Here is a 10,995-nt window from a genome sequence, read left to right as displayed (position 1 = left end):
GCTGGTGACGGCGCGCGGGTTGCATGAGGCCGCGGTGGCGCGGTTGGCGGCGCGGGGGGCCGGATAGGCCCGCCTGAATTGCAGTGACATGAGGGCCAACCCTTATCCGTTCGTCTCAAATTGCCGTCGAGTAGTCATCGAGTAGCGGCAAAGCCGCGTATCGAGATGAACAGGTCGGTGCGCGGGGCGGTACCTCGATACGCGCTCTCGATACGCTCCTGCGGAGCTACTCGATCTCTACTCGGCACGAACGGATCAGGTAAGGTCATCAGGCTCCAAACCGTAGCACTGCTGGGCTGCCCCTCACCCTCCCCCCGCTTCGCGCCGGGCCCCTCCAGCATCAGGTCGTCCATGCCCCCCGGCATGGACTAAACAGCGCGGGGCGCTGTTTACCTGATGCTCCCCAGCGGGGAGAGGGGATCGTGTTGGAGCCTGCTTGTCCGTAATGCGTTGATGGGGCGAGGAGAATGTCCATGGCCCAACAACCGATCAATCCCGGCGACGTCGCGCCCGAGGGGACGCCCGGCACCGGCGAGAATGTGTGTCCGCGCTGTGGGGGTAGTGGGACGATCGATGATGGCGACTGCCCGAACTGTGGCGGTACGGGCACGGTGGTGGAGGGGATCGGCGGAGCCTGACGGTCAGTTCGTGCCCTCGCCCTCCCGGTACTTCATCTCCAGAAAGCGGCCGCGGGTCGAGAGGCTGTCGAGGTCGGTCTGGGCGAGCCGGCCGGTCATGTCGGCGATTTCCTGTTCGATCAGGCGCAGGCCGTCGACCAGCTGCGCGTCCGGGGTGCGGCCGTTGCGCTCGACCCGGCGCAGCGTATCGGGAACGCGTTCGTAATCGCGGACAAAGGCGGGAAGCTGCTCGCCGATCAGGCGGCGGACCTCCTGCGCTTCCGCGCTGTCGTTGGAGACGGCGGCCAGTTGCGGCGACAGCGTATCGAGGCGCAGGCCGATGCGGTCGATCAGCGTCGCGGCAGGGGCGGGCAGCATCGGGCGCTGTGCCTCCAGCCAGCGTTCCGTCTGCGCCGGCAGCGCCTTGATATCGACCTGCGCCAGCTTGGCGGGGGAGGGCGCACGGCCGGCCGGCGCCAGCGCGATGCCCAGCGTCACGGCGACCATCAGGAACATCACCGCCAGCGCGCCGAACAGGCCGATACCGCCGGGCAGGATCAGCCCGGCGACGATCGCGGCGACGAGCAGCGCGGCATTGGCCAGCGCGATGGCGATCAGCCGGCGGAGCAGCGACGTCGCCTTGCGCCGCACGCGCCGCCCCGCGCCCCGATAATCCTGCGAGATGCGCGCCATGACCTCGCGCGCACGCTCGATCTGCGCATCGACTTCCTGGGAGCGGGGCGTGGGCATCGCGGCTTACAGCGCCTCCAGCTTGAACGACGACGTGCCGCCGCCGGGACCGGCAAGCCGGCCCTGCTGCGCGCCCTCGGCGCGGGCGATATAGCCCTTGGACTTCTCCACCTCCGAGCCGAGCGCGGTGACGGTGGTCTTCATCGAATCGAGCGCCTTCAGCTTGAAGGTGTCGATCGCGTCCATCGTGTCGTAGATGTTCTGGAAGGCGCGCTGCAGCGTTTCCAGCGGGATGGTGGACGCCGCCGCCTGTTCGTGGATCTGCGCGGTCTGGCTGCGCAGCAGCTTTCCGGTCGAATCGATGATGTTGGCGGTGGTGGAGTTGAGCGCGGTGATCTGGTCGAGCACCAGCTTCTGGTTGGCGAGCGCCTGCGCGACGGTGACCGCGGTGCGCAGCGCCGAGACGGTGGTGGTGGAGGCGCGGTCGACGCCCTTTACCAGCTCGACATTGTTCTTCTTGACCAGGTCGAGCGCCAGATAGCCCTGCACGGTGACCGCCATCTGGGTCAGCAGGTCCTGCGTGCGCTGGCGGGTGTAGAACAGCGCGGTCTCGCGGATCGCCTTGGCCTTGGCGGGATCGCTGTGGTCGAGATCGTTGGCGGTCTCCTCCAGCTTGCTGTCCATCGCCTTGGAAAGGTGGATCATCTGTTCCAGCCGGCCCATCGCCGCCCACAGATTGGCGCGCTCGGTATCGATCGCGGCATTGTCCATCAGCAGTTCGTCGCGACCCGAGGACAGGCTCTTCAGGATGGCGGCGATATGCGTCTGCGACGAGCGATAGCCGTCGAAATAATCGCGCATCTTGTTGCCGAAGGGCAGGATGCCGAGCAGCTTCTTGGGCGCGGACAGATTGCCCTGCCGGCCCGGGTCGAGGCTTTCGACCAGCCGGCGCAGCTCGGTCAGGTCCTTGCCGACGCCCGATTCCTGATCCATCGCGCGCACCGGGCGATCGAGGAAGCGGTTGGACTGGCCCGCGGCCTCGCGGATCTCCTTTTGCCCCATGGCGGTGATCGCATCGACGCGGCGGCCGAATTCGGGGCTGTTCACATCCTGCGCGACCAGATCGGCGACGAAGCCGTCGACGCGGGTGTCGAGCTGGCTGCGCGTCTTTTCATCGACGGGGACGAGCCCCGCGGCCTTGGCGGGTGCGACGCTGGGCACCGGATCGGGCGGGGTAAGCTTCAGCTCCTGCACGGTTTCGGGGGTCGTCGCCATTTGCTTTGCGTCTCCAGTGCCTTTGCGCAGAGTCTGGCGAGGAACGGCGCGCGCTTCAAGTGTATTGCTTCAATATATCGCCAGAGATCGTTCACCGCCCTTCCCGCGGGCGGGCATTTCGGCTATGGGCGCGCGCAACATCCCTTTTCCGAACAAGAGAACCTTATGAGCCTCCGCAACGTGGCGATCATCGCGCACGTCGACCACGGCAAGACGACGCTGGTCGATCAGTTGTTCCGCCAGTCGGGCACTTTCCGCGACAACCAGCGCGTCGAAGAGCGTGCGATGGATTCCAACGACCTCGAAAAAGAGCGTGGCATCACCATTCTGGCCAAGCCGACCTCGGTCGACTGGACCCCGCCGAATGGCGGCGAGAGCGTGCGGATCAACATCGTCGACACCCCCGGCCACGCCGATTTCGGCGGCGAGGTGGAGCGCATCCTGTCGATGGTCGACGGCGTCGTCCTCCTGGTCGATTCGTCGGAAGGCGCGATGCCGCAGACGAAGTTCGTGACCGGCAAGGCGCTGGCGCTGGGCCTGAAGCCGATCGTGGTGGTCAACAAGGTCGACCGCCCCGACGCGCGTATCCAGGAAGTGCTGGACGAGGTGTTCGACCTGTTCGTGTCGCTGGACGCCAATGACGAGCAGCTCGACTTCCCCGTGCTCTACGCCTCGGGCCGCAACGGCTATGCCTCGACCGACATGGACGCGCGCGAAGGCACGCTGATCCCGATGTTCGAGACGATCGTGAACCATGTGCCGCCGCCCAACCTGGACGTGGATGCGCCGTTCACCTTCCTCGTCACGCTGCTGGACCGCGACAACTTCCTGGGCCGCATCCTGACCGGCCGGGTCAATTCGGGCACGGTGAAGATCAACCAGCCGATCCATGCGCTCGATAACGACGGCAACATCGTCGAGACGGGTCGCGCCTCCAAGATCATGTCGTTCCGCGGGCTGGACCGCGTGCCGGTGGACGAGGCCAAGGCGGGCGACATTATCTCGCTGGCCGGCCTGACCGTGGCGACCGTGGCGAACACCATCGCCGACATCAGCGTGACCGAGGCGCTGCACGCGCAGCCGATCGATCCGCCGACGCTGTCGATGCGCTTTGCCGTGAACGACTCGCCGATGGCGGGCCGCGAGGGCAGCAAGGTGACGAGCCGCATGATCCGCGACCGCCTGTTCCGCGAGGCCGAATCGAACGTCGCGGTCAAGGTGACCGAGGCGGCCGACCGCGACAGCTACGAAGTCGCCGGGCGCGGCGAGCTTCAGCTCGGCGTGCTGATCGAGACGATGCGCCGCGAGGGCTTCGAGCTGGGCATCAGCCGTCCGCGCGTGCTGTTCGGCACCGACGAGGACGGCAAGCGGACCGAGCCGTATGAAACCGTCATCATCGACGTGGACGAGGAGCATTCGGGCACCGTCGTCGAGAAGATGAACCTGCGGAAGGCCGAGCTGACGGACATGCGTCCCTCGGTCGGCGGCAAGACGCGCATCACCTTCTCCGCGCCCAGCCGCGGCATGATCGGCTATCACGGCGAGTTCCTGTCGGACACGCGCGGCACCGGCATCATGAACCGGCTGTTCGAGCGTTACGGGCCGTACAAGGGCGTGATCGAGGGCCGCAAGAACGGCGTGCTGATCTCCAACGGTGCGGGCGAGGCGCAGTCCTATGCACTGGGGCCGCTGGAGGATCGCGGCATCCTGTTCGTCGGGCATGGCGAGGCGCTCTATGAGGGCATGATCATCGGCGAGAACGCCAAGACGGATGACCTGGAGGTCAATCCGATGAAGGCGAAGCAGCTGACGAACTTCCGCGCGAGCGGCGGCAAGGACGATGCGATCCGGCTGACCCCGCCCAAGAAGATGACGCTGGAACAGGCAATCGCCTATATCGACGACGACGAGATGGTGGAGGTGACGCCCAAGTCGATCCGCCTGCGCAAGCGCCATCTCGACCCGCACGAGCGCAAGCGCGCCGCGCGCTCGAAGGAAGCGGCATAAGGGTAAGGGGCCGGGCGGAAACGTCCGGCCTTTTTTTGTTCACGCGAAGACGCGAAGACGCGAAGAAGGTTCGGTTCACGCGGAGGCGCGGAGAGGATGCGTGAGCCGCAGGCTCCCTCCTCATCATCGACGCGGCATGTCTTCCGGTCGAGATGATCCGTAACGGTGATGCGGGATGCAATCTCTTTGCGGCTTCGCGTCTTCGCGTGAACCGGATTTTCCGAACCGCGCCTGATCCGCTAAAGGGCGGGGCATGACGCAGAAACCTCCGATCGGGCGCGATACGCGTCTGTGCATGTCGCTGTCTGCACGACCGGGCAATTATGGGTCGCGGTTCCACAACCGGCTCTATGAGCTGACCGGGCTGGATTATGTCTACAAGTCGTTCAGCACGACCGACCTGCCGGCGGCGATCGGCGGGATCCGCGCGCTGGGCGTTCGCGGTTGCGCGATTTCGATGCCGTTCAAGGAGGCGGTGATTTCGCTGATCGACGATCTGGCGCCGAGCGCGGCGGCGATCGACAGCGTGAACACGATCGTCAACGACGACGGACGTCTGACGGGCCACAACACCGACTACGGCGCGGTGCGCACGCTGATCGCCGATATCGATCCGGCGACGCCGTTCGTGCTGCGCGGATCGGGGGGCATGGCCAAGGCGGTAGCGGCGGCGTTTCGCGATGCGGGCTTCGCGCACGGCACGATCGTCGCGCGCAACGAGGAGGCAGGGCGCGGACTGGCCGCGCTATACGGCTTTGCCTGGCGCGGGGAAGCAGAGGGGGCGGCACCGATCCTGGTCAACGTCACGCCATTGGGGATGACCGGCGCCGATGCCGAGAGGCTGGCGTTTCCCGCGGCGATGATCGAACGGGCCGAGATCGCCTTCGACGTGGTGCAATATCCGCCCGAGACGCCCTTCCTGCGCGCCGCACGCGTGGCGGGCAAGCGGGTGATCATCGGTACCGAGGTGGCGACCCTGCAAGCGCTGGAGCAATTCGTGCTCTATACGGGTGTGCGGCCGACGGACGCGCAGGTGGACGAGGCGGCGGCGTTCGCGCGCGGCTAACCCGCCAGGCGCATCAGCATCTGCCATGCGGCATCGGTGACCGGCGAGACGGACAGGCGCGACTGGCGGAGCATCGCCATGTCGGCAAGTGCCGGTTCGGCCTTCATCGCGGCAAGCGTGACGGGGCGGGGCAGGGGGCGGACGGGTTCGACGCGGACGGACACCCAGCGCCCGTCGTCGCCGTCAGCCTGTGCCGCGCGGGCGATACGCGCGATCCCAACCGCCGCCTTGTCCTTGCCGCTGTGATAGATCAGCGCTTCGTCACCCGCCGCCATGGCGCGGAGATGCCCGGCGGCCGCGTTGTTGCGTACCCCGTCCCATTCGGTGCCGCCGTCGCGGACCAGATCGTCCCAGCCATAGCTGTCCGGCTCGGACTTCAGCAGCCAGTGACCCATCGCCTGAACCCCATCTAAACACTCTATTCCGCGACCATTCAGCCCGAAACCGGCATGACAGGCAACACGCTCGCACCTTTACGCGTTTTTGTCTCCAGCGGACCGGGCGTGTCAGTATCGGAGGTTCGAGATGATCCATGGATGGAAAAAGGCAGGGTTGGGACTGACGCTGGCCGCGACGGTCCTTGCCACGGCGGCGCCGGCGGATGCGCAGCGCTGGCGCGGGCGGGGCTATGGCGGCGGGTGGCATCACCGCGACCGCGGCGGCGATGTTGCCGCAGGCGCGCTGCTCGGCGGCATATTGGGACTGGGCGTCGGTGCGGCGATCGCGTCGAACAACCGCAATCGCTATTATGATCGCGGTTATTACGACCGGGGCTATTATGACCGCGGCTATTATGCGGATCGCGGTTACGCCTATGATCGCTATTACGCGCCACCGCCGCGCGCCTATTATCAGCCACGCTGCTGGAACGACTGGCGATGGGACCCTTATTGGGGCCGCAACGTCCGCGTCCGGATCTGCGACTGATACCCTTGGGCGGCGTCGGAGCGATCCGGCGCCGCTTTTGCTTGGCAAGCCGATGGGCCCGAGGCTAAGCGCGGGGCATGACCGATACGCCTCCCGATCGTCTTTCGACGAACCCCGACAGCCCCTATTTCGACCAGGACCTGCTCCAGCGCGGGGTCGGCATCCGCTTCAAGGGGCAGGAACGCCGCGACGTCGAGGAATATTCGATTTCCGAAGGCTGGATCCGCGTTGCGCTGGGCAAGAAGATGGACCGGCACGGCCGGCCGCTGACGATCAAGCTGACCGGCCCGGTGGAGGCCTGGATCGAGAATCCGGCTGCGGGTGACGCGGACGAGGGCGAGTAAGCGAGCGCGTTCGGGTGGGGGCGGCAAGCAGGGTTGCACTGCTGGGCGGCCCCTCACCCTCCCACGGCCTTAGGCCGCGGGCCCCTCCCTCTCCCCGAGGGGAGAGGGAGTAAGGTTCAGGCCGCTTCCAACGCCTCGCTGGCTTCCATCCAGCGGGTTTCGGCAGCCTCCAGCTGATCCTGCAGCGCCGCGCGGCGCTTCATCAGGTCCGACATCGTCAATTTGGCAAGCGCGGGTGTGGCGGTCGAGGGATCGAACATCGCGCGGTCGATCTCGGTCAGCTCTGCGGTGAGCTTCGCCGTTTCCGCCTCGGCTTCGCGGATCAGCTTCTTGCGGGCCTTTTCGGCTTCCTTATAGGCCGCCGACGCCTTGCGATCCGCCTTGTTGGCGGGCTTGGACTCGGCAGGCTTGCTGTCGCCGGACAGCACGAAGGCGATATAGTCGTCCAGCGTCCCGTCGAACTCACGCGCGGTGCCCTGATCGACCAGCACCAGCCGGTCGGCGGTCATCTCCAGCATGTGGCGATCGTGGCTGACCAGTACGACGGCGCCCTTATAGCCGTTCAGCGCCTGGACCAGCGCCTCGCGCGCATCGACGTCGAGGTGGTTGGTCGGCTCGTCGAGGATCAGCATGTGCGGGGCGTCCCGCGTGATGAGCGCCAGCGCGAGGCGGGCGCGCTCGCCGCCCGACAGCTTGCCGACCAGCGTCGTCGCCTTGTCGCCCGAAAAGCCGAAGCGACCGAGTTGCGCACGCACCGCCGCCGGGCTGGCACCGCGCATGGTGCGGGTCATGTGTTCGAGCGGCGTGTCCGTCGCGTCGAGCTCCTCCACCTGATACTGGGTGAAATAGCCGACGCGCATCTTGCCGGACGCGTTCATCTCGCCGTCCATCGGTGCCAGTTGCGCGGCGAGCAGGCGGGCGAGCGTCGTCTTGCCGTTGCCGTTGCGACCGAGCAGGGCGACGCGGTCGTCCGGATCGAGACGCAGGTTCAGCCGCTTCAGGATCGGGGTTTCGGCATAACCGACCGTCGCCATGTCGAGCGTGATGAGCGGCGGGCGCAGTTCGTCGGGATCGGGGAAGTCGAAGGACAGCGACGGGTCGTTCGCCAGTTCCGCGATCGGCTGCATCTTGGCGAGCATCTTCTGCCGGCTCTGCGCCTGCTTGGCGGTGGAGGCGCGGGCGGAGTTGCGCGCGATATAGTCCTGCAACTTGGCCCGCTGCACGTCTTGGTTCGCCTTGGCGGCGGCCAGTTGCGCCATGCGCTCGGCACGCTGCCGCTCGAACGAGTCGTAGCCGCCGACATACAGCGTCACCTTGCCGCCCTGCAGGTGCAGGATGTGATCGACGACGTTGTTGAGGAAGTCACGCTCGTGGCTGACCAGCAGGATCGTCGCGCGGTAGGATTTCAGGAAATCCTCCAGCCACATCACCGCTTCGAGATCGAGGTGGTTCGACGGCTCGTCGAGCAGCAGCACGTCGGGCGCGGAGAACAGCAAGGCGGCGAGCGCGACACGCATCTTCCACCCGCCCGAGAAGCTGTCGAGCGGGCGGCCCTGCATCTCCTCGTCGAAGCCGAGCCCCTTCAGGATCGTCGCGGCGCGCGCCGGGGCGGTATAGGCGTCGATCGCGATCAGCCGTTCGTAGATGTCGCCCAGCTTGTCCGGGTCGGTTTCCGTCTCGGACGCGACCATCAGCGTGGCGCGCTCGGTATCGGCCTCCAGCACCGTGTCGAAGGGGGTCGCGGTGCCCGAAGGTGCCTCCTGCGCGATATAGCCGAGGCGGCTGCCGCGCGGCATCTCGGCGGCACCCTCGTCCGCCTCCAACTGCCGGGCGATGACGCGGACGAGCGTCGACTTGCCGGCGCCGTTGCGGCCGATCAGGCCGACGCGGCTGCCGGGCGGGAGGGCGGCCGATGCGCGGTCGAGGATCGTGCGGCCGCCGAGCCGCACGGTGATGCCGTTGAGATTGAGCATGCGCGCGCCGTTAGCATTTTGCAGGCCCGGCGTCACGGGGGGTGCGGCAAGGCAAAAGGGGCCGGCCCATTGCTGGCCGACCCCCCTTTGGATGCCCTCAGGCGACGGAAGCCTTAGTGGACGAAGCGCGCCACCACGTCGCGGTAGGAGCGCGAGACCTTCACCTGCGCGCCCGAGTCGAGCACCAGGAAGCATTCACCGTTGGTGTGCGGCTTTACCTGCTTGACCAGATCGAGATTGACGATGGTCGAGCGGTGCACGCGCTGGAAGCGGCGCGGATCGAGCCGCTTTTCGAGGTCCTTCATCGTTTCGCGCAGAACCAGCGAATTGTCGCCGGTCTTGATGACCATGTAATCGCCGGCCGCCTCGATCAGTTCGATCGTGTCGACATCGACGCGGAAGATCTGGCCGCGATCCTTGATGTTGATGAGCTTTTCGAACCGGCTGGAGGCATGTTCGCCGCCGGGGCCGTCGGCGGTCAGGTCGGCCGCCGCCTCGGGGGCATGCTCGGCCAGCGCCTCCTTCAGCTTTTCGGTTTCGTTGGCACCGCGCTTTTCGGCCAGGCGCTGGCGGACGCGGTCGAGCGTGTCGCCGAGCCGCGATTCGTCCACTGGCTTCATCAGATAATCGACCGCCTGCGCCTCGAACGCGCGCAGCGCGTGATCGGAATAGGCGGTGCAGAAGACGAAGAGCGGCGGCTCTACCTCCATCAGCCCCTGGACGACCGAAAAGCCGTCGAAACCGGGCATCTGGATGTCGAGAAAGACGAGATCGGGCTTGTGCGTCTTGATCGCGCGGATCGCCTCGCGCCCGTTCATGCATTTCTCGATGATCTCGACGTCGTCGTGCGCCTGGAGGCGAAGCTCCAGTCCCTGGATCGCCAGGGGCTCGTCGTCGACGAGGATGGTACGGATGGTCATGCGGCCTCTCTATTCACAGTCTCGAGCTGGAACGGGATCTCGATATGGACCGAAAACCCGCCAGCGGGCGCGGAGCGCGTCTCGAAGCGGTGGTGCAGGCCATAAGCCTGCGCCAGCCGCTCCCGGATATTGGAGAGCCCCACACCGGTTGAAAGGCTTGGCGAATGCCGCACCTCGTGCAAGCCAGGACCGCTGTCCGATACGCCGATCTGCACCCATTGCCCGGCGAGCCGCACGCTGACCGCGATCTCGGCGCCTTCCTCCTGCGGAGTCACGGCATATTTGATCGCGTTTTCAACCAGCGGCTGGAGCAGTAGCGAGGGCAGGCGGGCGCGTTCGGCGCGGGGATCAATCTCGAAGCTGGGGCGCAAGCGCTCCTCGAAACGCATCTTCTCGATCTCCAGATACAGCTTCAGCGTTTCCACCTCCTGCGCGACGGTGACGTGGGCGGTCGGCTCGTTGGCGAGCGTGTAGCGCAGGAAGGACGACAGCCGGCTGAGCATCGCATTGGCCCGCTCGGTCTGTTTCAGCAGCACCAGCGTGGAGATGGAATTGAGCGTGTTGAACAGGAAATGCGGGTTCAACTGGTAGCGCAGCATCGCCAGTTGCGCGGACGACGCCTGCAGCTCCAGCGCGCGCATCTCGTCCATCTGGTCCTCGACGATCAGATAATAATTGATCGCGAAATAGAGTGCGGACCAGCCGGCCAGCACCACCAGGTTCAGGAACAGCGTGCCGAGCAGCAGGACCAGGGTGACGCCGGGCGTGGGTTTGGTGATGAACGAAAAGGAAAAGGCGTTGAGCGAGGCGTAGAGGAACGTCGCGGCGCTGAGCGTCGCCAGCGTCAGGAACACGCCCGCGATGCGCGGGATGCGCCGGTAATAGCCATAGAGCGTCGAGAGCAGCAGCGTGATGCAATAGCCCAGGATCGCCTCGATGATGACGGGGATGATCTTTTCGAGCGAGAAGCCGTTCGAGATCGCCACCACGCTGCGCAGGACGAGATAGCCGGTCCACCCGGCCGCCTGCAAAATCCAGAAGGCGCGCGCCTTGTTCTCGAAAAACGGCCGTGCGGACAGCGGCGGACGCGAAGGGGCAGCGAGCGAAGACGTGGCCATTGCAATGCCGGCTCTACACGCACCCGGGTGCCGGTGCAAAAACGGCGAAGGCCGCCGC

The 10,995-nt window shown here is 66.2% G+C and carries 11 protein-coding genes; 5 read left to right on the top strand and 6 right to left on the bottom strand.

Annotated elements, in window-relative coordinates; translation table 11 throughout:
* Positions 1 to 473 precede the first annotated feature (473 nt).
* Positions 474 to 638 (top strand): hypothetical protein, encoded by a 165-nt coding sequence (locus OXR08_RS15465; RefSeq protein ID WP_162843973.1) that lies wholly within the window; start codon positions 474 to 476, stop codon positions 636 to 638.
* Positions 639 to 641: 3 nt separating this feature from the next.
* On the opposite strand, the gene OXR08_RS15460 is transcribed toward OXR08_RS15465, so the two are convergent.
* Together OXR08_RS15460 and OXR08_RS15455 are read right to left on the bottom strand one after the other, a co-directional pair.
* Positions 642 to 1,367, bottom strand: a complete 726-nt coding sequence (locus OXR08_RS15460; protein WP_149681095.1) for a hypothetical protein — start codon at positions 1,365 to 1,367, stop codon at positions 642 to 644.
* A 6-nt stretch (positions 1,368 to 1,373) separates the two neighbouring features.
* Positions 1,374 to 2,582, bottom strand: a complete 1,209-nt coding sequence (locus tag OXR08_RS15455) for a toxic anion resistance protein (RefSeq protein WP_112381395.1) — start codon at positions 2,580 to 2,582, stop codon at positions 1,374 to 1,376.
* Between the two features lie 165 nt (positions 2,583 to 2,747).
* Here OXR08_RS15455 and typA point away from each other — a divergent pair, with 165 nt between their 5' ends.
* Both typA and OXR08_RS15445 read left to right on the top strand, forming a co-directional pair.
* On the top strand, positions 2,748 to 4,589 hold the full coding sequence (gene typA, locus OXR08_RS15450) for a translational GTPase TypA (protein ID WP_112381394.1): 1,842 nt from the start codon (positions 2,748 to 2,750) through the stop codon (positions 4,587 to 4,589).
* A 253-nt stretch (positions 4,590 to 4,842) separates the two neighbouring features.
* On the top strand, positions 4,843 to 5,655 hold the full coding sequence (locus OXR08_RS15445; RefSeq protein WP_267351224.1) for a shikimate 5-dehydrogenase: 813 nt from the start codon (positions 4,843 to 4,845) through the stop codon (positions 5,653 to 5,655).
* On the opposite strand, the gene OXR08_RS15440 is transcribed toward OXR08_RS15445, so the two are convergent.
* Entirely contained in the window at positions 5,652 to 6,050 is a 399-nt protein-coding gene (locus OXR08_RS15440; protein ID WP_267351222.1) for an EVE domain-containing protein, read from the bottom strand. The two genes, OXR08_RS15445 and OXR08_RS15440, sit on opposite strands and share 4 nt — an antisense overlap.
* A gap of 130 nt (positions 6,051 to 6,180) precedes the next feature.
* On the opposite strand from OXR08_RS15440, the gene OXR08_RS15435 reads away from it, so the two are divergent.
* Together OXR08_RS15435 and OXR08_RS15430 are read left to right on the top strand one after the other, a co-directional pair.
* Positions 6,181 to 6,582 (top strand): hypothetical protein, encoded by a 402-nt coding sequence (locus OXR08_RS15435; protein ID WP_267351219.1) that lies wholly within the window; start codon positions 6,181 to 6,183, stop codon positions 6,580 to 6,582.
* 77 nt (positions 6,583 to 6,659) lie between these two features.
* Positions 6,660 to 6,926 (top strand): DUF3297 family protein, encoded by a 267-nt coding sequence (locus tag OXR08_RS15430; RefSeq protein ID WP_112381390.1) that lies wholly within the window; start codon positions 6,660 to 6,662, stop codon positions 6,924 to 6,926.
* 116 nt (positions 6,927 to 7,042) lie between these two features.
* Here the strand turns inward: OXR08_RS15430 and OXR08_RS15425 are convergent, their stop codons facing one another.
* The 3 genes from OXR08_RS15425 to OXR08_RS15415 form a co-directional block, all read right to left on the bottom strand.
* A complete protein-coding gene (locus OXR08_RS15425) occupies positions 7,043 to 8,899 on the bottom strand; it encodes an ABC-F family ATP-binding cassette domain-containing protein (protein ID WP_267351216.1) in 1,857 nt (618 codons plus the stop codon).
* Between the two features lie 113 nt (positions 8,900 to 9,012).
* Positions 9,013 to 9,819 (bottom strand): LytTR family DNA-binding domain-containing protein, encoded by an 807-nt coding sequence (locus OXR08_RS15420; protein WP_112381389.1) that lies wholly within the window; start codon positions 9,817 to 9,819, stop codon positions 9,013 to 9,015.
* Positions 9,816 to 10,937 (bottom strand): histidine kinase, encoded by a 1,122-nt coding sequence (locus tag OXR08_RS15415; RefSeq protein WP_112381388.1) that lies wholly within the window; start codon positions 10,935 to 10,937, stop codon positions 9,816 to 9,818. Before OXR08_RS15415 ends, OXR08_RS15420 begins: the two co-directional genes overlap by 4 nt.
* Between the last annotated feature and the right edge of the window lie 58 nt (positions 10,938 to 10,995).

Source organism: Sphingomonas sp. GM_Shp_2, from assembly GCF_026540875.1.
GTDB lineage: Bacteria > Pseudomonadota > Alphaproteobacteria > Sphingomonadales > Sphingomonadaceae > Sphingomonas > Sphingomonas carotinifaciens.
This window is presented reverse-complemented; position numbering and strand designations above follow the sequence as displayed.

Bases quoted from the DNA above. Each gene is read 5' to 3' on its own strand.
- OXR08_RS15465 (WP_162843973.1), top strand. From the start codon at position 474: ATGGCCCAACAACCGATCAATCCCGGCGACGTCGCGCCCGAGGGGACG.
- OXR08_RS15460 (WP_149681095.1), bottom strand. From the start codon at position 1,367: ATGCCCACGCCCCGCTCCCAGGAAGTCGATGCGCAGATCGAGCGTGCG.
- OXR08_RS15455 (WP_112381395.1), bottom strand. From the start codon at position 2,582: ATGGCGACGACCCCCGAAACCGTGCAGGAGCTGAAGCTTACCCCGCCC.
- typA (WP_112381394.1), top strand. From the start codon at position 2,748: ATGAGCCTCCGCAACGTGGCGATCATCGCGCACGTCGACCACGGCAAG.
- OXR08_RS15445 (WP_267351224.1), top strand. From the start codon at position 4,843: ATGACGCAGAAACCTCCGATCGGGCGCGATACGCGTCTGTGCATGTCG.
- OXR08_RS15440 (WP_267351222.1), bottom strand. From the start codon at position 6,050: ATGGGTCACTGGCTGCTGAAGTCCGAGCCGGACAGCTATGGCTGGGAC.
- OXR08_RS15435 (WP_267351219.1), top strand. From the start codon at position 6,181: ATGATCCATGGATGGAAAAAGGCAGGGTTGGGACTGACGCTGGCCGCG.
- OXR08_RS15430 (WP_112381390.1), top strand. From the start codon at position 6,660: ATGACCGATACGCCTCCCGATCGTCTTTCGACGAACCCCGACAGCCCC.
- OXR08_RS15425 (WP_267351216.1), bottom strand. From the start codon at position 8,899: ATGCTCAATCTCAACGGCATCACCGTGCGGCTCGGCGGCCGCACGATC.
- OXR08_RS15420 (WP_112381389.1), bottom strand. From the start codon at position 9,819: ATGACCATCCGTACCATCCTCGTCGACGACGAGCCCCTGGCGATCCAG.
- OXR08_RS15415 (WP_112381388.1), bottom strand. From the start codon at position 10,937: ATGGCCACGTCTTCGCTCGCTGCCCCTTCGCGTCCGCCGCTGTCCGCA.